This window comes from Streptomyces sp. NPDC001492, from assembly GCF_053597275.1.
Map to the genome: position 1 here is coordinate 32137 of NZ_JBSFHW010000040.1, position 23354 is coordinate 55490.

The following is a 23354-nucleotide window of genomic DNA, read 5'->3' on the forward strand; positions in this document are numbered from 1 at the left end:
AACCAGCAGATAGAACCACCGTGAAACCTAAGGATCTCTCCGATCCTCAGCCATCGACAGCTGTCACGCATCCGTGCCGCAGATCTCAGACAGATGTATGAAGCGGGCCCGGAAATGCGGGAGAATGCCCGAGTGACGTCCGAAGCTTTCAGCCATGCCGGTGACTACCAGGAGCTGGTCGACGAGATCTCCGAGCTCCTCGGCGTCCCCGCGACCCTGGAGAACCGGGACTTCGAGCTGATCGCCTTCGGCGCGTACGACAGCGAGGGCGACCTCGACGCCTCCGCGCTGGACCCGGTGCGCACCCGCTCGATCCTGACGCGGCGCTCCACGTCCGCGGTCCGTTCGTGGTTCGAGGGCTTCGGCATCACCCGGGCGACGGGCCCGGTCCGTATCCCGCCGACCCCCGAGGCGGGCGTGTACCGGGGACGCATCTGCCTTCCGGTACGCCATCGGGGTGTCGTCCTCGGCTATGTCTGGCTGCTGGACTCCGACCCCGGCCCGACCGAGCGGCAGCTGACCGCCGCCATGGACGTGGCGGCACGCATCGGCGCGCTGCTGGCGGACGAGGCGCAGCACGGCGCCGACCTCACCCGGGAGCTGCGGGCCGTGCTCACCGCGGAGCGCGGCTGGCCGCAGGACATGGCGGTGGCGGAGCTGCGCACCGCGCTGGGCTCGCGCGCGGACGGTCTGCACACGGTGGTCTGCGTGACCCCCTGGCCGTCCGCCGACCCGGACGACGCCCCTTCGGTGCGTACGGTGCCGGGGGCGACGGCGCTGTGCACGGTGCCGTGGGGCGCGTCCTCCCATGCCCTCGCCCTGCTGGTACGGCTGCGTTCGGCGGACGTCCTGACGCCGGCCACCTCGGCGGCGGGGCGGCTGCTGGAGCGGGCGCGGCAGCTGGAGGGGGGCGGCACGGCGGCGTGCGGGATCGCGGCCGCGCGCACGGGGCTCGCGGAGCTGGCGACGGCCTGGCGCGAGGCCCTGGCGGCGGCGCGGGCCGCACTGGCGGAGCCCCGGCTCGGTCCGGTCGCGGAGTGGGCGCACATCGGCCCGTTCCGCCTGCTGACCGCGCTGCCCTCCGAAGCGGCCCACGACCCTGCCGTACACCCCCTGTTGTCCCCCACCTACCGCGAACTCGCCCGCACGGCCGAGATCTACCTCGACTGCGCGGGCCAGGCCGCCCGCACGGCGGCCGAACTGGGCATCCACCGCCAGACCCTGTACTACCGCCTGTCCCGCGTGGAAAAACTGACGGGCCTCGACCTGGACGACGGCGAGGACCGGCTGCTCCTGCACATGGCGTTGAAGGGCGCGAGGCTGTAGCCGTGCCGCTGCCGATGCGGTAACTCGTCACACCGCATACGGCCCCAGGAGGCTCAGCTCCTCGTAGCCCCGGCGATCACCTGGCGCAGCCCCTCGGTGAGCTGCTCCGCGGTGGGCGCGGTCTTCGGGTCGAAGTTCCACTGGGCGATGAGGCCTGTCATGAGGGTCACGTAGAACATGCCGAGCGTGTCGGCGGTCTCGTCCGAGACGTCCTCCTCGCGCCCGCCCATGAGCATCGGCACGAACCCGCGCCCCGCCTCCCGCTGGGCCCGCACCAAGTGGTCGCGCAGCTCGGGCATTTGGTCGCCCATGACCACGATCTCCATGCTGAGGTGCCAGATCGAGCCCGGCGCGCGCATGGTGCCGATGACGTTCGACCACACCTCCTGGAACCGTTCGAGGGAACCGGGCTCGGCGCTCGTCGCGGCTCCGTCCCCCTCGAAGGCGTCCCCCATCCCCTCGACCAGCGACACATACGCCTGCGCCAGCAGGGCGTCCTTCGACCCGTAGTGGTAGCCGATCGAGGCCAGGTTGGTCCCCGAGGCCTTGACGATGTCGCGCGCCGTAGTGCGCGCGAACCCCTTCTCCAGCAGGCAGCGCTTGGCGCCTTCGAGCAGATCCTCACGGTGTCCCATGCCCCCACCCTACTCCGATCCATACAACCGTCCTATACGAACGACTTATACAAGCGTTCTAGACAAACGTTTAATACGCCCGTACAGTCCCTGTCATGACGAACCCGACGAGCACCACCACAACCCCGGCCGGCCACCTGGCCGGCCGCCGCGAATGGACCGCACTGGGCGTGCTGATGCTCCCGTTGCTGCTGGTCTCGATGGATGTCTCGGTCCTGTACTTCGCGATCCCGGCGATCAGCGCGGACCTGGAGCCGAGTGGCACCCAGCAGCTGTGGATCTTCGACATCTACGCCTTCGTCCTGGCCGGCCTGCTGATGACGATGGGCTCCCTGGGCGACCGCATAGGCCGTCGCAAGCTGCTGCTGATCGGCGCGGCGGCCTTCGGCATCGCGTCGCTCACCGCGGCCTACGCGAACAGCGCCGAGACCCTGATCGCGGCCCGCGCGGTCCTCGGCGTCGGCGGCGCGACCCTGATGCCGTCGACGATGGCGCTGATCCGCACGATGTTCACCGACCCGGGCCAGCGCGCGAAGGCGATCGGCCTGTGGTCCGGTGTGATGACGGCCGGCATCGCGCTCGGCTCGGTGATGAGCGGTGTCCTCGTGCAGTACTTCTGGTGGGGCTCGGTCTTCCTGGTCAACCTGCCCGCGATGGCCCTGCTGCTGATCCTCGGCCCGTTCCTGCTGCCCGAGTCCCGCGACCCCGCCCCCGGCCGCTTCGACTGGCTCAGCGTGCCCCTTTCGATGGCCGCGGTGCTCCCCGTCATCTACGGCCTCAAGGAGATCCCGTCCGAGGGCTGGCATGCCCAGTACGTCGTCTCGATCACCGTCGGCCTGCTCTTCGCGACCGCCTTCGTCCACCGTCAGCGCACCGCCGCCGCACCGATGATCTCGCCGGCGCTGTTCCGCGGCCGTGGCTTCGCGCCCTCCGTCGTCCTCAACCTCATCGGCTCGTTCGCCATGATGGGCTCGGCGTACTTCACCACGCAGTACCTTCAGTCGGTGCTCGACAAGAGCGCCATGGAAGCGGCCCTGTGGGCACTGCTGCCCTCGGTGCCGATCGGCATGGCGGCCCCACTGGCGACCTCCCTGGTCCAGAAGGGCGTCGACCGCGCCTACGTGGTCACCGCGGGCTTCGCGATCGGCGCGGCCGGCTACGCGCTCTTGGCCTTCGTGGGCACGGACTCCCTCTGGCTGGTCCTGGTCGCGTGCGGCGTCCTCGCCTCGGGAATCGTCATGGTCATCTCCCAGATCACGGACCTGGCGATGAGCAGCGCCCCGGTGGAACGGGCGGGCTCGGCGTCCTCCCTGATGGAGACCGGCGCCGAGTTCGGCGGCGCGCTCGGGATGGCGATCCTCGGCTCCGTCGGTACGGCGCTCTACCGCCACGAGATCCCCGCCTCGGCCCCCGCTCCGGCCCACGAAACACTGGGCGGCGCACTGGCGGTGGCCGCTCAGCTCCCGGGGCGCGCGGGAGACGCCCTGGCGGCGACGGCGCGCGAGGCGTTCACCAGCGGAATGCACGGCGCGGCGATCGCCGGGACGGTGGTCCTGGTGGGGGCGGCGGCACTGGCGGCGAGGGCGCTGCGGGGGATTCGCGTCAGCGACAAGTAGCAAGCAGCAAGCAGGGCAACGCGAAGGGGCCGAGCCGACTCACGTCGGCTCGGCCCCTTCGGTTGGTGATCTGTCAGACCAGGTTCACCGAGCGGGCGAACGTCGCCCCGATCTCCGCCTCGACCTCGACCAGCACCGCGGGGGGCACCGTGTCGTCCACGGTCAGTACGGCCAGCGCCTCGCCGCCGGCCACGGCCCGCGAGACCTGCATACCGGCGATGTTGATCCCCGCCTCGCCGAAGATACGGCCGACCGTGCCGACGACACCGGGACGGTCCTCGTACCGCAGCACCACCATGTGGTCGGCAAGGGCGAGATCGACGTCGTAGTCGCCGACGGCCACGATCTTCTGGAGGTGCTTCGGGCCGGCCAGCGTGCCGGAGACCGAGACCTCCTCGCCGCCGGTGAGCGTGCCGCGCACGGTGACGACGTTGCGGTGGTCGGCCGACTCGGAGCTGGTGGTCAGCCGCACCTCGACGCCGCGCTCCTGCGCGAACAGCGGGGCGTTGACGTACGACACCGTCTCGTCGACGACGTCCTCGAAGACACCCTTGAGGGCGCTGAGCTCCAGCACCTTCACATCGTGCTGGGTGATCTCGCCGTACACCTCGACGTCGAGGCGGACGGCGACCTCGCCCGCGAGCGCGGTGAAGATACGGCCGAGACGCTCCGCGAGGGGCAGGCCCGGCTTGACGTCCTCGGCGATGACGCCGCCCTGGACGTTCACCGCGTCCGGCACGAGCTCACCGGCGAGGGCGAGGCGCACCGAGCGGGCGACGGCGATACCGGCCTTCTCCTGCGCCTCGTCGGTGGAGGCACCGAGGTGCGGGGTGGCGACGACCTGGTCGAACTCGAACAGCGGGGAGTCCGTGCAGGGCTCCTTCGCGTACACGTCGAGACCGGCACCGGCGACCCGGCCCTCCTTGAGGGCGGAGTACAGCGCCTCCTCGTCGACGATCCCGCCGCGCGCGGCGTTGACGATGCGCACGCTCGGCTTGACCTTGCGCAGCGCCTCGTCGCCGATGAGGCCCACGGTCTCGGGGGTCTTGGGCAGGTGGACGGTGATGAAGTCGGAGACCTCGAGCAGCTCGTCCAGGGACAGCACCTTCACGCCCATCTGGGCGGCGCGCGCGGGCTGGATGTACGGGTCGTAGGCGACGACCTTCATACCGAACCCGGACATGCGCTGGGCGACCAGCGCACCGATCCGGCCGAGGCCGACGACACCCAGGGTCTTCTCGGCGAGCTCGACGCCCGTGTACTTGCTGCGCTTCCACTCGCCGTTCTTCAGCGCGGCGTTGGCCTGCGGGATGTGGCGGGCGGTGGCGACGAGGAGACCGCAGGCCAGCTCGGCGGCGGTCACGATGTTCGAGGTGGGGGCGTTGACGACCATCACGCCGGCCTTGGTGGCGGCGGAGACGTCGACGTTGTCCAGGCCGACGCCGGCTCGTGCGACGACCTTCAGCTTCTTCGCGGCGGCGATCGCCTCGGCGTCCACCTTGGTGGCGGAGCGGATCAGGATCGCGTCGACATCGGCGATGGCCGGGAGCAGTTCGGCTCGGTCCGCTCCGTTGCAGTGCCGGATCTCGAAGTCGGGGCCAAGCGCGTCCACGGTCGCGGGCGACAGCTCTTCAGCGATGAGTACGACGGGTTTCGAGCTCACGTGAGTCCTCACAAGTCCAATGCGGACGGCCGTCCCGACGGCCGCAGGCGGTGGAGGTTTGCTAGCCGCGTGGAAGACGCACGACGCTGTGGGCCTGACGCGTATGTAGTACGGCAGTGTAGTGGCGCCGCGACCATCGTCCTGCGCCTCTCCGGAAGGATCACCCGTCCGTGAGTGGACGGTCTGGACAACGGGGCCGGAGCAGTCCGCTCCGGCCCCGTCGCCATGAGGCTTACGCCTCCTCGTCGACCCAGCTCATCAGCTTGCGCAGCTGCTTGCCGGTGGTCTCCAGCAGGTGCTCGGAGTCGGCCGTCTTGTACTCGTTGTACTTCTTCAGACCGCCGTGGTACTCGGCCATCCACTCACGCGCGAAGGTGCCGTCCTGGATCTCGGCGAGGACCTTCTTCATCTCGGCCTTGGTGGCGTCGGTGATGATCCGCGGGCCGGTGACGTAGTCGCCCCACTCGGCGGTCTCGGAGATCGACCAGCGCATCTTCTCCAGGCCGCCCTCGTACATGAGGTCCACGATCAGCTTCAGCTCGTGCAGGCACTCGAAGTACGCGATCTCCGGCTGGTAGCCCGCCTCGGTCAGCGTCTCGAAACCGGCCTTCACCAGCGCGGCCGTACCACCGCACAGGACGGCCTGCTCACCGAAGAGGTCGGTCTCGGTCTCCTCGGTGAAGGTCGTCTTGATGACGCCGGCGCGGGTGCCGCCGATGCCCTTGGCGTACGACAGCGCGAGCGCGAAGGCGTTACCGGTCGCGTCCTGCTCGACGGCCGCGATACACGGAACGCCGCGGCCCTCCTCGTACTGGCGGCGCACCAGGTGGCCCGGGCCCTTGGGGGCGACCATGCAGACGTCGACGTTCGCCGGGGGCTTGATGAAGTCGAAGCGGATGTTCAGGCCGTGGCCGAAGAACAGCGCGTCGCCGTCCTTGAGGTTGTCCTTGATGGACTCCTCGTAGACCTGGGCCTGGATCGGGTCCGGGACCAGGATCATGATGACGTCGGCCTCGGCGGCGGCCTCGGACGGCGTCACCACGCGCAGGCCCTGCTCCTCGGCCTTGGCCTTGGACTTGGAGCCCTCGTGCAGACCGACACGGACGTCGACACCCGAGTCACGGAGCGACAGCGCGTGGGCGTGGCCCTGGCTGCCGTAACCGATGACCGCGACCTTGCGGCCCTGGATGATGGACAGGTCGGCGTCGGCGTCGTAGAACAGCTCGGCCACTTTGGGTTCTCTCCTTGAGTGCAGGTTGTGCGTCCCACCGTATGACGGCGGGCGGAAGGGAAGTTTCGGGGTCTCGGAATACGGGCGGCCGGTGTCACCCGGCCGCCTCAATACGTCGTTACGCCGACCGGTCGAGCGCGCGCAGCGACCGGTCCGTGATCGAGCGGGCGCCCCGGCCGATCGCGATGGTGCCGGACTGGACGAGCTCCTTGATGCCGTACGGCTCCAGCATCTTGAGCATGGCGGACAGCTTGTCGCTGCTGCCGGTGGCCTCGATCGTGACGGCCTCCGGGGAGACGTCGACGGTCTTGGCGCGGAACAGCTGGACGATCTCGACGATCTGGGAGCGCGTCTCGTTGTCGGCGCGCACCTTCACCAGGACGAGTTCGCGCTGCACGGCCTGGGCCGGCTCCAGCTCGACGATCTTCAGCACGTTGACCAGCTTGTTGAGCTGCTTGGTCACCTGCTCCAGCGGCAGGTCCTCGACGTTCACCACGATGGTGATGCGGGAGATGTCGGGGTGCTCGGTGACGCCGACCGCGAGCGAGTCGATGTTGAAGCCGCGGCGGGAGAACAGGGCGGCGATCCGGGCCAGGATGCCCGGGGTGTTCTCCACCAGGACGGAGAGCGTGTGCTTGGACATGGTCTGGTTGCGTCTCTCTCGCTCAGTCGTCTTCGTTGTCGCCGAAGTCGGGGCGGACGTCCCGGGCGGCCATGATGGTGTCGTTCGAGGTGCCGGCGGCGACCATCGGCCACACCATCGCGTCCTCGTGGACGATGAAGTCGATGACGACGGGGCGGTCGTTGATGGAGTTCGCCTCTTCGATGACCTTGTCGAGGTCGGCGGGGTTCTCGCAGCGGATCGCGTAGCAGCCCATGGCCTCCGACAGCTTCACGAAGTCGGGGACGCGGGTGCCCCTGGCCTCCGGGTTGACGTCGTCGGGCCCGGAGTGCAGCACGGTGTTGGAGTAGCGCTGGTTGTAGAACAGGGTCTGCCACTGGCGGACCATCCCGAGGGCGCCGTTGTTGATGACGGCGACCTTGATCGGGATGTTGTTCAGGGCGCAGGTGGTGAGTTCCTGGTTGGTCATCTGGAAGCAGCCGTCGCCGTCGATCGCCCAGACGGTCCGGTCCGGGGCCCCGGCCTTGGCGCCCATCGCGGCCGGGACCGCGTAGCCCATGGTTCCGGCGCCGCCGGAGTTCAGCCAGGTGGCGGGCTTCTCGTACTGGATGTAGTGCGCGGCCCACATCTGGTGCTGGCCGACGCCCGCGGCGAAGATCGTGCCCTCGGGCGCGAGCTGCCCGATGCGCTCGATGACCTGCTGCGGGGCCAGCGAGCCGTCCTCGGGCTGGTCGTAGCCGAGCGGGTAGGTGTCGCGCCACCGGGAGAGGTCCTTCCACCAGGCGCTGTAGTCGCCCTGATGGCCCTCGGCGTGCTCCTTCTGCACGGCCTGGACCAGGTCCGCGATGACCTCGCGGGCATCACCGACGATCGGCACGTCGGCCGCGCGGTTCTTGCCGATCTCGGCCGGGTCGATATCGGCGTGAACGATCTTGGCGTACGGGGCGAAGCTGTCCAGGTTGCCGGTGACGCGGTCGTCGAAACGGGCACCGAGGGCGACGATCAGGTCGGCCTTCTGCAGCGCGGTGACGGCGGTGACCGCACCGTGCATGCCCGGCATTCCCACGTGCAGCGGGTGGCTGTCGGGGAATGCGCCGAGCGCCATCAGGGTGGTGGTGACGGGCGCTCCGGTGAGTTCTGCGAGGACCTTCAGCTCGGCGGTGGCGCCGGCCTTGAGCACGCCGCCCCCGACGTAGAGGACCGGCCGCTTGGCGCTCGTGATCAGCTTGGCGGCCTCGCGGATCTGCTTGGCGTGCGGCTTGGTGACGGGCCGGTAGCCGGGCAGGTCCATGACCGGCGGCCAGGAGAAGGTGGTCTTCGCCTGGAGGATGTCCTTGGGGATGTCGACCAGGACCGGTCCCGGGCGCCCGGTGGCGGCGATGTGGAACGCCTGCGCGATCGCCCGGGGGATGTCCTCCGCCTTGGTGACCAGGAAGCTGTGCTTGGTGATCGGCATGGTGATGCCGACGATGTCCGCCTCCTGGAAGGCGTCCGTGCCGATCGACTTGGAGACGACCTGACCGGTGATCGCCACGAGCGGCACCGAGTCCATCATCGCGTCGGCGATCGGCGTCACCAGGTTGGTGGCACCGGGGCCACTGGTCGCCATACAGACACCGACCTTGCCGGTGGCCTGCGCGTAACCGGTGGCCGCGTGACCGGCGCCCTGCTCGTGGCGGACCAGCACGTGGCGCACCCGCGTGGAGTCCATCATCGGGTCGTACGCCGGCAGGATGGTGCCGCCAGGAATGCCGAATACCGTCTCGGCCCCGACCTCCTCGAGCGAACGGATGAGGGACTGCGCACCCGTCACGTGCTCGGGTGCGGACTGCTGTCCTCCGGATCGGGGCCGCGGCTGCGGATGGGCCCCGGTGGCCTGCTCGGTCATCGTCAGTCTCTTCTCGATGCTGAGGGTTTTTGCGAGGTTTGTACGGTGTTCAAGCGCTGCACGACTGGTGCCTGTGCAACAAAAAACCCCTCGTGCCGTAAGGCAAGCGAGGGGAGCGCGCCGGGTGTGGTCGCTGGGAGTTCCGGGTCCGTCCGGACATCGCCAGCTCAGCCGACGCGCTTTCCAAGTACGAGAATTCGGGTGCGCATGGCACAGACCCTCCCCCCGGCACGCACCACGTGTCAAGTGGGTGGGACGGGAGTCTCATTATGTGAGCGGAGGGCACTTCCGCCTCCCAGAACAGCGGGCACACCACTGGTGTACACCCCCGCGCCGCCGCCCGCGAACGCGGGCTCGATCGGGCCGTGCGGTACCGGATAGTGGCCGGAAGCCAGCGCCCGGCGCACCCGGACCTCGTCCAGCGGACCGGAGAACGCCATGCCCTGCCCGTGCGTGCACCCCATCGCGCGCAGTGCCACGACCTGTTCGGGCAGGTCCACGCCGTCGGCCACGGACTGCAGCCCGAGGTCGGTCGCGATCCGCAGCAGCCCACTGGTGATCTTGTGCAGCCGCGCGGACTCGACGACGCCCTCGACCAGGCTGCGGTCGAGTTTCAGCACGTCGACGGGGAGTCTGCGCAGCGCCGTGATCGCCGCGTAGCCGCTGCCGAAGCCGTCCAGGGCGATCCGCACGCCGAGCCTGCGCAGGGCGGCCAGGCGTCGCTCCAGCTCGTCCAGGGAGACCCGGGGGTCGGTGTCGGACAGCTCGATCACCAGGGAGCCGGACGGCAGCCCGTGCCGGGTCAGCAGGGCCTCGATCGAGCCGAGCGGCATCGAACGGTCGAGCAGCCGCCGGGCGCTCATCGGGACCGCGACGGGCACGGACAGCCCCGTGCCGGTGCGCTCGGCCGCCTGCTCCACGGCCTCCTCCAGCATCCAGCGGCCGAGCTCGGCGGTCTTGTCACTGTCCTCGGCGACCCGCAGGAACTCGGCGGGGGTGAACAGCACCCCCTGCGAGGACCGCCAGCGCGCCTGTGCCTCGACCGACGTGATCCGGCCATCCTCCAGACGGACCACGGGCTGGTGCAGCAGCGCGAACTCGCCGTCGTGCAGTGCGGCACGCAGCCGGGTGGCCAGCTCCGCCTTGCGTACGACGTCCTGCTGCATCTGCGGGGCGTACAGCTCGACGCGGCCCTTGCCGGCCGCCTTGGCGCGGTACATGGCGAGGTCGGCGTTGCGCAGCAGCTCGCCCGCGCCGAGGCCGGGCTCGGCGAAGGCGACGCCGATGGAGGCCGCCACCCGGACATCGTTGCCGTCGATGAGGTACGGCTGCGAGAGCGTGATCCTGAGGCGGTCGGCGAGCTCCAGGATGTGCCGTTCGCGCGCGGAGCGGTCCCGGGTGCCGTCCCCCACGATGAGGGCCGCGAACTCGTCACCGCCGAGCCGGGAGGCGGTGTCCCCGTGCCGGACCGCGTCCTGGAGTCTGCGGGCGGCCTGGACGAGCAGCTCGTCCCCGGCCTGGTGCCCGATCGTGTCGTTGACGGCCTTGAAGCCGTCGAGGTCGATGAAGAGGACGGCCGTACCGCGCAGGGACACCCGGTCGGCGGCCCGGCGGCCGGAGAGGGCCTGCTGGACGCGCTTGGTGAACAGGGCACGGTTGGGCAGGTCGGTGAGCGGGTCGTGCTCGGCGTTGTGCTGCAGCTGGGCCTGCAGGCGCACTCTTTCGGTCACGTCCCGGCTGTTGAAGATGAGGCCGCCGTGGTGGCGGTTGACCGTGGACTCGACGTTGAGCCAGCCGCCGTCGCCGGACCGGAAGCGGCATTCGATGCGCGTAGTGGGTTCCTCGGGCGGGCTGGCGGCGAGGAAGCGGCGCACCTCGTGCACCACGCAGCCCAGGTCCTCAGGGTGGATGAGATTGGCCAGTTCTGTACCCACGAGCTCCTCGGCGGGCCGTCCGTAGACCCCGGCGGCGGCCGGGGAGACATAGCGGAGGATGCCGTTGGGCGCGGCGATCATGATGACGTCGCTGGAGCCCTGCACCAGGGAGCGGAAGTGGTTCTCCTTCTGCGCCAGTTCCTGGGTGAGGGTGATGTTGTCGAGCAGCATGATGCCCTGGCGCACCACGAGGGCGAGCACCACCGTGCCGCCGGTGAGGAGCACCACGCGGTCGACCCGGTGGCCGTTGAGCACCGTGTAGAGGATCCCGAGGGTGCACACGGCTGCCGCGAGATAGGGCGTGAGGGCGGCCAGGGAGCCGGCGATGGGCCGGGCGCCCGGATACCGGCCGTGATCGCCTCCCTGTGGTGCCGGGTGGTGCTGGTGCGCGCCGCCCCGCTGGCCCGGCACGTGTTCGTGCACCACGCGCGTGTGCCCGTCGAGGTCGCACCGGTCGGCCTCGGGCTGCTGCCCCTGCCGGGGCGCGGCCCAGGGGGCGTACGCCAGGAGCAGGGAGCCGGCGAACCAGCCCGCGTCGAGCAACTGGCCCGAGTGGTAGCTGTTGTGCAGCAGCGGCGAGGTGAACAGGGCGTCGCACATCACCGTCAGCGCCAGCGCGCCGATGGCGGTGTTGACCGCCGTGCGGTTCACCGCGGAGCGCCTGAAGTGCAGCGCGAGCACCATGCTGACCAGGGCGATGTCCAGCAGGGGGTAGGCGAGCGACAGCGCGGTGTGCGCGACGCTCGGCCCGTCGAACTTGGCCGCCTGGGCGAGCGCGAGGCTCCACGACAGCGTGAGCAGCGAGCCGCCGATCAGCCAGGCGTCGAGCGCGAGGCACACCCAGCCGGCCTTGGTCACCGGCCGCTTGGCGAGCACCAGGAGTCCCACGATCGCGGGCGGCGCGAAGCACAGGAAGAACAGGTCGGCATAGCTGGGAGTGGGCACCTGCTCCGCCAGCACGACCTCGTACCACCCCCAGACCGCGTTGCCCAGGGCGGCCATGGCGGAGGAGAGGGCGAACAGCAGCCAGGCGGGTCGAAAGCGGACACGGCGGCTGCGGGCGTACAGGAACAGCGACACGGCGGCGGTGCCGGCCGCGGCGCTCAGTCCGAAGTCGCCCATGATCAGCGAGAGTTCGTCCGAACCCCAGCCGAACGCGGAACCGACGGCGTATCCCGCGCAGACCAGGGCCAGCACGAGTTGCGGGACCAGGCCGGGTCCGCGGCCGACGGCCGGCGGACGGGGCAGCAGCCTCCCCGGCGAGGGCTGTACCCGCACCACTGCGTCGAGGGTGGTCGTGGGGGGCGGGGGCGAGCTCACCGGGCCCACCCGGTCCGCATCGCTCCCAGGTCCCGCAGCTCCCGGTGCGCTGGGTGCGCATGCCCCCGGCGGCTGTGCCTGCGGTGGTGATGGCTGTGACGGCAGCCGTGACTGCCGTGGTGACCGCGTCTGCGCGCGGCCGTACGCCAGAGTCGCCTCCGGCGGCCCCGTCGCGTCGGATCGCTCGCCCATAGGCCGTGCATCGCCCGTCGCCCCCCTCACAGTCTGAATTTCCATCCCCGGCGCCGAACGGTGCGGCGCAGCCCCTGCTCGGGACGATACACCAGTCTCGTCACTCAGGGACATAGTTCCTCTACGCTCCGTGACGACCAGCGGGAATGTGAGCACGGACCGCGTCCGCAGGGTTGCGGAGGGTACCGGAAACGGATTGCACGCCCGTTGCGTCCCTCGCGCGGGGCGCGCACGGGGACGCTCAAGCCGTCGGGGTCACGCGCCGTCTGCGCCTGTCGTAAGGATCACGTTGCGCAGCGGCTCCCGGTTCACGAAACGGGTCAACTGGTCCACCAGCAGTCGCTTGGCGCGGGGCAGAAACGCGGACGTGGGGCCGCCGACATGGGGGCTGATGAGGACTCCCGGGGCACGCCACAGGGGGTGTTCGCGGGGCAGCGGCTCCGGGTCCGTGACGTCGAGTGCCGCGGTGATGCGGCCGGTCTCCACCTCGGCGAGCAGGGCCTTGGTGTCGACGACGGGGCCGCGGGAGACGTTCACCAGGAGCGCGCCGTCCTTCATGCGCGCGAGGAAGTCGGCGCCGGCGAGGCCGCGGGTGGCCTCGGTGAGGGGCGTGACGAGGACGACGACATCCGCTTGTGGCAGCAGGGTGGGCAGATCGGTGAGCGGATGCACCGGGCCGCGCGCCGTGGTGCGCTCAGAGCGCGCGACGCGCGCCACCCGCGCCACCTCGAACGGAACGAGCCGGTCCTCGATGGCGGCACCGATCGACCCGTATCCGACGATGAGGACGTTCTTGTCGGCCAGCGCGGGCCGGAATCCGCCGAGCCACTCCCCGCGGCCCTGGGCCCGCACGAAGTCGGGGACGCCGCGCAGCGAAGCGAGGATCAGCGTGAGCGCGAGCTCCGCGGTGCTCGCCTCGTGCACCCCGCGCGCGTTGCACACCTGCACGCCGGGACGCAGGTGCTTCAGCCCCGGCTCCAGGCTGTCGATGCCGGCCGACAGGGTCTGTACGACCTGCACGCCGCTCAACGCCGGCAGGGGACGTATGCCCACGTCACCGGGCTTCATGTAGGGAACGACGTAGTAGACGCAGTCGGCAGGGTCCCCGGGGAAGTCGTCGGCGCCGTCCCAGAAACGGTAGCTGGGGCCTTCGGGAAGCCCCTCGATGGTGTCGGGCGGGATGGGGAGCCACACGTCAGCAGTCATGTCAGGAGGCTATGTCAGGGCCACGGCAGCGCAGAGGTTAGGTTGGGGGCCAGGAGAGGGAGGGTCACGAGCAGGTGGAGCGCAGGACGATCGGCGCGGGGGCACTCGCGGTGGGGGCCGTCGGACTCGGGTGCATGCCGATGAGCTGGGCGTACAGCGGGTCGCGGCAGCGGGGTGACGCCTCGCTCAGGGCGGTGCACCGGGCGCTGGACGCGGGCTCGACGCTCCTGGACACGGCCGACATGTACGGCCCGTTCACCAACGAGCTGCTGGTGGGGCGGGCGTTGAAGGATCGCCGCCAGGACGCCTTCGTGTCGACGAAGGTCGGTCTGCTGGTGGGCGAGCAGCACATCGTGGCCAATGGCCGCCCCGGTTATGTGAAGCGCGCCTGCGACGCGTCCCTGAGGCGCCTGCAGACGGACGTCATCGACCTCTACCAGCTGCACCGCGAGGACCCGGAGGTCCCGGTCGAGGAGACGTGGGGCGCGATGGCGGAGCTCGTCCGGGCCGGAAAGGTACGGGCGTTGGGCCTGTGCGCGGTGGGCGCCCGCGGCGGCCGGCGCTCCGGCGGCCGACTGCACGACGCGACGATCAGGCAGCTGCAGCGCGTCCAGCAGGTGTTCCCGGTGAGCGCGGTGGAGGCCGAGCTGTCGGTGTGGTCGCCGGAGGCACTGGAGTCGCTGCTGCCGTGGTGCGAGGCGCGTGACGTCGGCTTCCTGGCCGCGATGCCGCTCGGCAACGGCTTCCTGACCGGCACGCTCACCCCGGGCCAGGGCTTCGAACCGGACGACGTGCGCGCCCGCCACCCCCGTTTCACCGCGGAGATGATGGCCGCGAACCAGCCGATCGTGGCCGGCCTGCGCCGGGTCGCGGCCCGGCACGGCGACGAGGTCACGCCCGCCCAGGTGGCCCTGGCCTGGGTGCTGGCCCAGGGACGGCACGTGGTCCCGGTCCCGGGCACCAAACACGAACACTGGGCAGCGGAGAACGCCGCGTCCGCAGCGCTCCGGCTGACCCCGCAGGACCTGGCCGAACTGGCGGAACTGCCGGGCGCGCGGGGATCCTGGGACTGACCCCGACGGTTCGCGCGGAGACGACAGCCGCACCGACCCATGCGCCGGCGCAGGCAGGGCGGTGGTCGTGGGACCGGGAGCGGGCGGGTGGGCGCGGCGGCGGAGATTCGGGATCCGTGGACCGGGAACCTGCGGGGACGCGAGCAGTGTAAGACAAGTAGAACCTGCCGCTGGACCGCCCCCCGAAGGGACCGAGACCGTGCTACGACGAGCTGTGCCGGCCGCGCTGGCCACGACCGCGCTCCTGCTGACAGCGGGCTGTTCCTCCGGCGGAGGGTCCGGCGGCGACGGTACGGGGGCCGGCAGCAGCACCGCCGCGAGCGCGTCCCCCTCGCGGCAGGCCGCCGAAAAGGCCCCGCCCGCCAAGGGCTCCGTCAAGGTGCTGCGCACGGTCGCCACCGGACTGAAGACCCCGTGGGGCCTCGCCCGGCTGCCCGGCGGGGGCCTGCTCGTCTCCTCCCGTGACGAGGGGACGATCACGAAGGTCGACGAGAAGACCGGCAGGAAGACCGAGCTGGGCAAGGTGTCCGGGGTCTCCCCCGCCGGAGAGGGCGGCCTCCTCGGCATCGCGCTCTCCCCGGACTACGCCGCGGACCACATGATCTACGCGTACTTCACCTCGGCCTCGGACAACCGCATCGTCCGTCTGCTGTACGACGCGAGGAAACCGGCCGGCGAACAGCTGGGCGCGCCGGACACGATCTTCAAGGGCATCCCGAGGGGCTACATCCACAACGGCGGCCGGATCGCCTTCGGCCCGGACAGGATGCTGTACGCGGGCACGGGCGAGAGCGGAAACCGCGGCCTGGCCCAGGACAAGAAGTCGCTGGGCGGCAAGATCCTCCGTCTGACCCCGGAGGGCGACCCGGCTCCCGGCAACCCCTTCCCCGACTCCCCCGTCTACACCTACGGTCACCGCAACGTTCAGGGCCTGGCCTGGGACCCCGAACAGCGCCTGTTCGCCTCGGAGTTCGGCCAGGACACCTGGGACGAGCTGAACGCGATCAAGCCTGGCGGCAACTACGGCTGGCCGGACGCCGAGGGCAGGTCGTCCGCTCCCGAGTACCACAACCCGATAGCCCAGTGGCACACGGACGACGCCTCGCCCAGCGGTATCGCCTACGCCAAGGGCTCGATCTGGATGGCGGGCCTGAAGGGGCAGCGTCTGTGGCGCATCCCCCTGAAGGGCACGGCGGCCTCGGCCGCTCCGCAGTCCTTCCTGCAGGGCGAGTACGGCCGCCTTCGGACCGTGGTCTCGGCCGGCGGCGACAAGCTGTGGCTGACGACGAGCAACACGGACGGCCGGGGAGACCCGAAGTCCGGCGACGACCGAATACTGGAGCTGCAGGTCGGCTGAGGGGTCACTCCTCGGCAGCGTCCGTCTGCTCCTCCTGCCGAGGCGGCCGTACGACGACCTTCCCGGACTCGAGGTCTATCGGCCCGCGTCCGGGGTCGTTGTCGCCGACGTCCTCGCGGGTCAGTTCCAGCCTCTTCTTCTCGTCGCGGGTGTGTTTGCGGCCGGGTGCGAAGAGTTCCTCGAAGACGTTGAACATCGCTTTCCCTTCAGCTGCTCCGTCATCCGGCGATCAGGCGGTCGCCGTCCCCCGGCGGGAAGAGTCCCCGTCGATGCGCCACCGCCGCCGCCTCTCCTCTTCCTGAGACGCCCAGCTTGCCCAGAATGTTCGACACATGGACGCTGGCGGTCTTCGGGGAGATGAAGAGTTCCTCGGCGATCTGGCGGTTGGTACGGCCTGCGGCGACCAGGCGCAGGACGTCACGTTCCCGGCCGGTGAGGCCGAGCGCCTCCGCCGGGTCGGCGGGCCGAGGGCCCGGGACGCGCTTGAGGGCGAGGCGGGCCCGCTGGGCGAGCAGGGCGACGGCGTCGGCAAGGGGGCGGGCGCCGAGGTGGTCGGCCACGGCGTGGGCCAGGCGCAGCAGTTCGGTGGCGCGGTCGCGCTCGTCGTCGCCGCCCGAGGCGAGAAGGGCCTCGGCCAGCCGGTGGCGGACACGGGCGAGGTCGTAGGGGCGGTCCAGGGCTTCGAAGGAGGTGACCACGTCCGACCAGGTGTCGGTGGTGTCGCGGCCCTCGGCGCGGGCGAGTTCGGCGCGGACCCACTGCTCGTGGGCGAGCCAGATGGGGGTGTCGGTGGTGGTCTTCTTGACGGCCTCGCGGAGCCGTTCCAGGGCGTCGGCACGGCCCTGGGCCGCCGCGGGCAGGGCCCGGGCGTCGGCCTCGGCGGTGGCTGCGGCGAGCAGCAGCGGCCAGCCGTAGCGCTGGGTGCCGGGCGGTATGTCGGAGACCAGGGCTCGGGCGAGTTCGGCCCGGGCGTCGAGGAGGCGGCCCTCGCCGGCGGCCACGCCGATCTCGATGCGGGAAAGAAGCAGGGTGTGCTGAGGCATGGGATCGTGCGTGCCCAAGTAGCCGCGGGCGGCGGCGAGTTGACGGGCGGCCTCGGGCAGGTCGCCGCGGCCGAGGGCGACGTGGGCGAGACAGCTGGCGCCGCCGCCCCGGGGCTTGGCGCCGTGTCCCACGCGCAGGGCGCCGGCCGCCGCGTCGGCGGCCTCGTCCCAGCGGCCCAGGGAGTAGAGCGCCTCGGAGAGGTTGGCCCACACCCAGGCCTCGGAGTCCAACTGGCCGAACTTCCTGGTGTAGACGAGGCCTTCCTGGAGGAGGGGAACGGCTTCGCGGGTACGGCCGACCGCGTCCAGTTCGGAGGCCAGATTGACGTAGGCGCGACCGGCGACGTACGAGACGCCTTCCTTCAGGGCCAGGTCCTTGACCTCGTGCATCTCGGCGAGGCCCGCCTCGACGGAACCCGCGTCGACCATCAGGCCGCCGTAGGTGAGGCGGGCGTTGAGCTCGGTCTCGCGGGCGCCGACCATGCGGGCGTACTCGACGGCACGCTCGGCGGAGGAGAGGGCGTCGGGGCCGGGTTCGTGCAGCATCGACCAGTTGGCGGCGGTGGAGAGCACCTCGGCGTGCACCTCGGAGGGCGGCAGTCCGCGGACCAGCTCCTGGGCGGTGCCGAGTTCCTTCCAGCCGTCGCCTCGGGCGAGGGCCTGCACGAGACGGGAGCGCTGGACCCAGAACCAGGCGGCGCGCAGGGGATCGCCCTCCTCCTCCAGCAGATGCAGTGCCCGCTTGGTGATCTGCAGGGCGCGTTCGCGTTCCCCGGACAGCCGGCCGGCGACCGCGGCCTCGGCCATGAGGTCCATGTAGCGCAGGGGTGTGGTGGCCGGGTCGCAGCCGCAGGGAGGGTAGACCTCGGTGTAGTCGATGGGGCGCAGCCGGTCCCGTACGTCCTCGGGGGCGGTGTCCCACAGCTCCATCGCCCGTTCCAGGAGCCGCAGTTGCTCGCTGTAGGCGTGGCGGCAGCGGGCCTCGACGGAGGCGTCCAGGACGGCGGGCAGGGCCTTGGCCGCGCTGTGGGCGTGGTACCAGTAGCTGGCCAGGCGCATGACGCGCTGGTCGGCGGGGACGAGCGCCGGGTCGGCCTCCAGGGCCTCGGCGTAGCGGCGGTTGAGGCGGGAGCGCTCGCCGGGCAGCAGGTCGTCGCTGACGGCCTCGCGGACCAGCGAGTGGCGGAAGCGGTAGCCGTCGCCGGCGGTCGTGGCCAGCAGGATGTTGGCGTTCACGGCGGCCCGCAGCGCTTCGATGAGGTCGTCCTCGGCGAGCCCGGCGACGGCGGCGAGCAGCGGGTACTCGACGGTGGAGCCGCCCTCGGCGACGATCCGGGCGACCCGCTGCGCGATCTCGGGCAGGCCCTCGACACGGACCAGGAGCAGGTCGCGGAGGGAGTCGGTGAGGCCGGTGCCGCAGCCCTCGCTGGCGCAGACGGCGAGTTCCTCGACGAAGAAGGCGTTGCCGTCGGAGCGTTCGAAGATGTCGTCGATCTGGGCGGGGTCCGGTTCGGCGGCGAGGATGCCGGCGATCTGACGGCCGACCTCCTCCCGGTTGAAGCGGCCGAGTTCGACGCGGCGGACGGTGCGCAGCCGGTCGAGTTCCGCGAGCAGGGGGCGCAGCGGGTGACGGCGGTGGATGTCGTCGGCGCGGTAGGTGGCGAGGACGACCAGGCGGCCGGTGCGCAGGGTGCGGAAGAGATAGGCGAGGAGGTGGCGGGTGGAGGCGTCGGCCCAGTGGAGGTCTTCGAGGGCGACGACGACGGTCCGGTCGCCGGCGGCACGCTCCAGGACGCGGGCGGTGAGTTCGAAGAGGCGGGCCATGCCCTCCTCGTCATGCCGCCCTCCGGAGGTTTCGCCCAGTTCGGGCAGGAGCCGGGTGAGCTCCTCCTCCTGGCCGGCGGCCGCGGCGGCGAGCTGGTCGGGCAGTTCGCGGCGCAGGGCGCGCAGGGCGGTGGAGAAGGGTGCGAAGGGCAGCCCGTCGGCGCCGATCTCCACACAGCCGCCGAGCGCGACGACGGCGCCCTGACGGCAGGCCGCGGTGGCGAACTCCTCGACCAGCCGGGTCTTGCCGACCCCGGCCTCGCCGCCGATCAGGAGGGCCTGGGGGGTGCCCGCGGCGGCTTGGGCGAGGGCGTCGTTCAGCGTGTCGAGTTCTTCTCTTCGGCCGACGAACACGGGGCTTACGGACCTGGTCTCCACGAAGCCGAGCATCGCACGGGGGTCCGACAGCGCGGGAACGGTTTTCGTCCGGGTGCTGCCGCCCCCGGACCCCGGCTTCGGCCCTGGAGGGGCCTTGTCCTCGAACGCCGGGAGGGCCGGCTTTCCGCGCCCGCCCTCCCGGAGCGAGACCGCGCTCACGCCGCGCGGGCGGAGCGTAGCCGGCGAAGACCCCGGCTATGGCTTTCCTCCTCGGCGGCGTGGCGGGTGGCCTCGTGGCGGGCGGCGCGGCGGCCGCGGACGACCTCGCGGGCCAGCCGCTCCTGCTCGGCCTCGCGGATGAGTTCGGCGGAGCGGAACTGGGAGATCTCGTACTCGTACATGGTGTGTCCCTTGTGAGTGGTGGTTTTCGGGCTTCGCTTGCTGCGATGCCTCAACCTTCGTCTCCAAGGGGGGTGCGCCACATCGGGAGAGTTCCGCATCTTCGGGCCCTCCGGGGGCCTTAGATGTGCGTGAGGGGCCTCAGGTACATCCGTAAGGTGCTCACGGATGCCCTAAGACCCCTCAGGACCTGCGGTGATGCGGTGGTGGTTCAGCTGGTCGACGGCAGGCCGAGCAGGATGTCGGTGTACTTCAGGACGGCCAGCAGCAGGCCGATGACGCCGAGCGCGACGCCGCCCCAGGCGACCGACTTGATCCAGACCGGCTGGGGCCTGCCGGGGGCGCCGAAGGCGGGCCGGGCGAGCACCACGACACCGACGACCAGCGCAAGCAGCGCGAACAGGCCGCCCCACAGGGCGCTGGTCTGCCAGGCGTCGCCGTAGACCTCCTTGACCTGCTTGGCGACGGTCGCGGTCTGCGAGGTCTGCAGCTGGCCCACGAGCGTCTCGCGCGCGGCGGCCACCGTGCCGATCCAGCTGCCGGTCAGCGAGACGATGCCGAGCCCGGCGGAGACGACGGCGCCCGCGCCCTGGCCGACGCCGGAGGGGCCTTCCTCGTCGCTCACCCGGTCGCTCTCGACAAGGTCCGCCTCGGCGGTCGCCTCCTCGGGGGTCTCCTCGGCTGCGGTGGCGTCCACCGTCTCCTCGTCGGGCTTCACTTCGGTGGCCTCGGTCGTGCCGGCCTCGTCATCAGTCTTGGTGGTTCCCATACCTCGCACCGTACGGACGCTGTCTGAGAAGTCTCTTAATGATCGTCGGGGCGATCGCGGAGGCCTCTTCTTACGGATTACGGATCGTCAATGATCGTTGTGTTCGGCACGCGCGCGTGCTTCGCGCCACTCCGGGGCGAGGATCGACCACACCTCGAGGTCGTGCCGCACCCCACCATAGGGGTGCGCCTGGCGCCGTACACCGTCGCGGGTCATTCCGAGGCGCCGGGCGACGTTCAGACTGGGTACGTTCCCCGAGGCCGCGACCCATTCGATGCGGTGGATGCCGCGCTCCTCGACCGCCCAGTCGATGAGCACCCGCATCGCCCGGGTGACCAGTCCACGGCCCGTCGCCGCGGGCTCCAGCCAGCAGCCGACCTCGGCGTTGCCGGTCTCCGCGTCGAAGTTCAGCGTGAGCACGCCACCCACCAGCTTTCCGTCCAGCCAGATGCCGTGGAGCGAGCCGGTGTCGGCGGCGCGCATGTCGGCGTACCGCTGGAGCACCTCCCGTGCGGAGGGGACGTCGACGGCCTTGGAGCCGAAGGCGATGAACTGTCCGATGAAGTCCCGTCCGCGCTCCAGATGCGCCAGGAACTCCTCGCCGTGCCACGGCTCCAGGGGACGCAGTTCGGCACCGTCACCCAGAGGTATCGCGTACATCCTCGTCCTGCCCCTTCGCCAGTACGTCCGCCACCTCGGCGTCCGTCGCCGCGGCCAGCCTCTCATGGGCCGCGCGGGCTTCTGGCGGTTCGATGCTGATGCGGGGCAGGCGCTGGTCGAGCCAGCGGGGCAGCCACCAGTTGGCGCCGCCGAGCATGTGCATGAGGGCCGGTACCAACAGGGTGCGGAGCACGAAGGCGTCGAGGGCGACCGCGGAGGCGAGCGCGATGCCGAACATGGCGATCACCCGGTCGCCGCTGAGCACGAAGGCGAGGAAGACCGAGATCATGATGACCGCGGCCGAGTTGATCACCCGGCTGGTCTCGGCGAGCCCGACGCGGACGGCGCGCCGGTTGTCGCCGGTCTCCAGCCACTCCTCGTACATCCGGCTGACCAGGAAGACCTGGTAGTCCATGGACAGCCCGAAGAGCACGGACACCATGATCACGGGGAGGAAGGGCTCGATGGGACCCGCGCGGCCGAGGCCCAGCAGCTCGCTGCCCCAGCCCCACTGGAAGATCGCGACGACGATTCCGAAGGCGGCGGCGACGGCGGCGACGTTCATCGCGGCGGCCTTCACCGGGATGCCGATGGACCGGAAGGCGAGCAGCAGGAGCAGACAGCCCAGGCCGATGACGACGCCCACGAACAGGGGCAGCTTGCCGACGATGACGGCGGCGAAGTCGTCGTAACTCGCCGTCACACCGCCCACGCGCAGATCGAGCGAGGTGCCGGTCTCGGCGCGCGGCAGCACCTCGGTGCGCAGCCGGTCGACGAGGTCGCTGGTCTTCTGCGACTGGGGCTCCGACTCGGGGACGATCGTGAAGTACGCGGTGTCGCCGCCGGTGTCGTAGGTCACCGGAGTCACCGACGCCACGCCCTCGGTGGTGCGGATGGTGGCGTCGAGGTTGTCGAGGGCGAGCTTGTCCTCGGCGCCGTCGACGCGCGTCACCACGGTCAGCGGCCCGTTCACGCCGGGCCCGAAACCGTCGGCGAGGAGGTCGTAGGCCTGCCTGGTGGTGGATGTCTTCGGGTCGTTGCCCTGGTCGGAGGTGCCCAGGTGGAGGGAGAGGGTGGGCAGCGCCAGGACGGTCATGACGACCAGCGCGACGATGCCGAGCACCTTGGGGTGGCGTTCCACGAAGGCGGACCAGCGGTGGGCGAGGCCGGTCGGCAGCTCCGGCTGCGGGCCGTGCTCCTCCAGATGGCGCCGCTCGCGCCGGCTCAGGGCGCGCGGGCCTATGAAGGACAGCAGGGCGGGCAGCAGGGTGACGGAGGCCGCGACCGTCAGGACGACGGTCAGCGAGGCGGCGATCGCGACGCCGTTGAGGAAGCTCAGCCTGAGGATCAGCATCCCCAGCAGGGCGATGCAAACGGTGGCACCCGCGAAGACCACGGCGCGTCCCGTGGTTGCCACCGCGCCGGTGACCGCCTCGGTGACGGACAGCCCGCGTTTGAGTCCGCGTCGGTGTCTGGTGACGATGAACAGCGCGTAGTCGATGCCGACGCCGAGTCCGATCAGCATGCCGAGCATGGGCGCGAAGTCGGCGACTGTCATGGCGTGCCCGAGCAGCACGATCGCGCCGTAGGCGGTGCCGACGCCGACCAGCGCGGTCGCGATGGGCAGCATCGAGGCGGCGAGCGAGCCGAAGGCGAGGAAGAGGACGGCGGCGGCCACGACCACGCCGACCACCTCGGCCAGATGTCCGCCCGCGGACTCGGTGAGCCCGATGGCGCTGCCGCCGAGTTCGACCTGGAGACCGTCGGCCCGGGCCGCCTCGGCCGTGCGGACGACGGCCTCGGCCTCGGGTTTCTTGATGTCCTCGGCCCGGTCCGCGAAGGTGACCGTGGCGTACGCGGTGTGCCCGTCGGCGCTGATCCGGCCCGCGCCCTGGCCGTCGTAGGGGCCGCTGACGGAGGCGATGCCGGGCAGGTCCGCGATCTTGTCCAGGGTCTCGGTCATCGTCTGCTCGACGTCGGCGGCCCGGACGGTGCCGGAGGTGGTGTGCCAGACCACGGTGTCGCTGTCGCCGCCGAACCCCGGGAAGCCGTCCTGCAGCAGCTGCATGGCCCGGCCGGACTCGGTGCCGGGAGCCTCGTAGTCGTTCGAGTACGCCGAGCCGGTGACGGCGGCGGCCGCGCTCACCCCGCCGAAGGCGAGGAGCCACAGCAGTACCGCGACGAGGCGGTGCCGAACACACCAGCGTGCAAGGGCTGCCACGAACGAGCTCCCGGAGGATGATTTGTGGATCTTTGACCGGGAACAGCCGTGAAACTG

Annotated in this window: 17 protein-coding genes; 4 read left to right on the forward strand and 13 right to left on the reverse strand. The window is 70.9% G+C overall.

What is annotated here, in order from left to right:
• The first annotated feature begins 114 nt into the window (after window positions 1-114).
• Window positions 115-1326 carry a PucR family transcriptional regulator gene (locus tag ACWC1K_RS37710; protein ID WP_450837412.1) on the forward strand — a complete coding sequence of 404 codons (1212 nt, stop codon included), beginning with the start codon at window positions 115-117 and terminating at the stop codon, window positions 1324-1326.
• A gap of 53 nt (window positions 1327-1379) precedes the next feature.
• Here the strand turns inward: ACWC1K_RS37710 and ACWC1K_RS37715 are convergent, their stop codons facing one another.
• Window positions 1380-1961 carry a TetR/AcrR family transcriptional regulator gene (locus ACWC1K_RS37715; RefSeq protein ID WP_450837413.1) on the reverse strand — a complete coding sequence of 194 codons (582 nt, stop codon included), beginning with the start codon at window positions 1959-1961 and terminating at the stop codon, window positions 1380-1382.
• Between the two features lie 95 nt (window positions 1962-2056).
• On the opposite strand from ACWC1K_RS37715, the gene ACWC1K_RS37720 reads away from it, so the two are divergent.
• Complete coding sequence (locus tag ACWC1K_RS37720; RefSeq protein WP_450837414.1) at window positions 2057-3577, forward strand: MFS transporter; 1521 nt, start codon at window positions 2057-2059, stop codon at window positions 3575-3577.
• 73 nt (window positions 3578-3650) lie between these two features.
• Here the strand turns inward: ACWC1K_RS37720 and serA are convergent, their stop codons facing one another.
• From serA to ACWC1K_RS37750, 6 genes are all read right to left on the reverse strand, one after another.
• Window positions 3651-5240, reverse strand: coding sequence for a phosphoglycerate dehydrogenase (gene serA, locus ACWC1K_RS37725; RefSeq protein WP_450837415.1), 1590 nt, complete (start codon window positions 5238-5240; stop codon window positions 3651-3653).
• A gap of 232 nt (window positions 5241-5472) precedes the next feature.
• Window positions 5473-6471: a ketol-acid reductoisomerase gene (gene ilvC, locus ACWC1K_RS37730; protein WP_030942878.1), complete on the reverse strand. Its 999-nt coding sequence runs from the start codon at window positions 6469-6471 to the stop codon at window positions 5473-5475.
• Between the two features lie 118 nt (window positions 6472-6589).
• Window positions 6590-7114, reverse strand: a complete 525-nt coding sequence (ilvN, locus tag ACWC1K_RS37735; RefSeq protein WP_059128941.1) for an acetolactate synthase small subunit — start codon at window positions 7112-7114, stop codon at window positions 6590-6592.
• A 22-nt stretch (window positions 7115-7136) separates the two neighbouring features.
• Entirely contained in the window at window positions 7137-8981 is a 1845-nt protein-coding gene (locus ACWC1K_RS37740; RefSeq protein ID WP_450837416.1) for an acetolactate synthase large subunit, read from the reverse strand.
• Window positions 8982-9223: 242 nt separating this feature from the next.
• Window positions 9224-12235, reverse strand: coding sequence for a putative bifunctional diguanylate cyclase/phosphodiesterase (locus ACWC1K_RS37745; RefSeq protein ID WP_450837417.1), 3012 nt, complete (start codon window positions 12233-12235; stop codon window positions 9224-9226).
• 447 nt (window positions 12236-12682) lie between these two features.
• Window positions 12683-13633, reverse strand: a complete 951-nt coding sequence (locus ACWC1K_RS37750; RefSeq protein ID WP_450837418.1) for a 2-hydroxyacid dehydrogenase — start codon at window positions 13631-13633, stop codon at window positions 12683-12685.
• Between the two features lie 74 nt (window positions 13634-13707).
• Here ACWC1K_RS37750 and ACWC1K_RS37755 point away from each other — a divergent pair, with 74 nt between their 5' ends.
• On the forward strand, window positions 13708-14706 hold the full coding sequence (locus tag ACWC1K_RS37755) for an aldo/keto reductase (protein WP_450837419.1): 999 nt from the start codon (window positions 13708-13710) through the stop codon (window positions 14704-14706).
• A 214-nt stretch (window positions 14707-14920) separates the two neighbouring features.
• Window positions 14921-16063 carry a PQQ-dependent sugar dehydrogenase gene (locus tag ACWC1K_RS37760; RefSeq protein ID WP_450837470.1) on the forward strand — a complete coding sequence of 381 codons (1143 nt, stop codon included), beginning with the start codon at window positions 14921-14923 and terminating at the stop codon, window positions 16061-16063.
• A gap of 4 nt (window positions 16064-16067) precedes the next feature.
• On the opposite strand, the gene ACWC1K_RS37765 is transcribed toward ACWC1K_RS37760, so the two are convergent.
• The 6 genes from ACWC1K_RS37765 to ACWC1K_RS37790 form a co-directional block, all read right to left on the reverse strand.
• The gene (locus ACWC1K_RS37765; protein ID WP_450837420.1) at window positions 16068-16259 is read right to left on the reverse strand and encodes a DUF6191 domain-containing protein; all 192 of its coding nucleotides are present in this window, start codon (window positions 16257-16259) and stop codon (window positions 16068-16070) included.
• A gap of 22 nt (window positions 16260-16281) precedes the next feature.
• The gene (locus ACWC1K_RS37770; protein ID WP_450837471.1) at window positions 16282-19320 is read right to left on the reverse strand and encodes a helix-turn-helix transcriptional regulator; all 3039 of its coding nucleotides are present in this window, start codon (window positions 19318-19320) and stop codon (window positions 16282-16284) included.
• 143 nt (window positions 19321-19463) lie between these two features.
• Window positions 19464-19649 (reverse strand): hypothetical protein, encoded by a 186-nt coding sequence (locus ACWC1K_RS37775; protein ID WP_450837421.1) that lies wholly within the window; start codon window positions 19647-19649, stop codon window positions 19464-19466.
• A 209-nt stretch (window positions 19650-19858) separates the two neighbouring features.
• The gene (locus ACWC1K_RS37780) at window positions 19859-20416 is read right to left on the reverse strand and encodes a hypothetical protein (protein WP_450837422.1); all 558 of its coding nucleotides are present in this window, start codon (window positions 20414-20416) and stop codon (window positions 19859-19861) included.
• Between the two features lie 87 nt (window positions 20417-20503).
• On the reverse strand, window positions 20504-21076 hold the full coding sequence (locus ACWC1K_RS37785) for a GNAT family N-acetyltransferase (RefSeq protein ID WP_450837423.1): 573 nt from the start codon (window positions 21074-21076) through the stop codon (window positions 20504-20506).
• A complete protein-coding gene (locus ACWC1K_RS37790; protein WP_450837424.1) occupies window positions 21054-23297 on the reverse strand; it encodes an MMPL family transporter in 2244 nt (747 codons plus the stop codon). The genes ACWC1K_RS37785 and ACWC1K_RS37790 overlap by 23 nt, the downstream gene beginning before the upstream one ends.
• Window positions 23298-23354 lie beyond the last annotated feature (57 nt).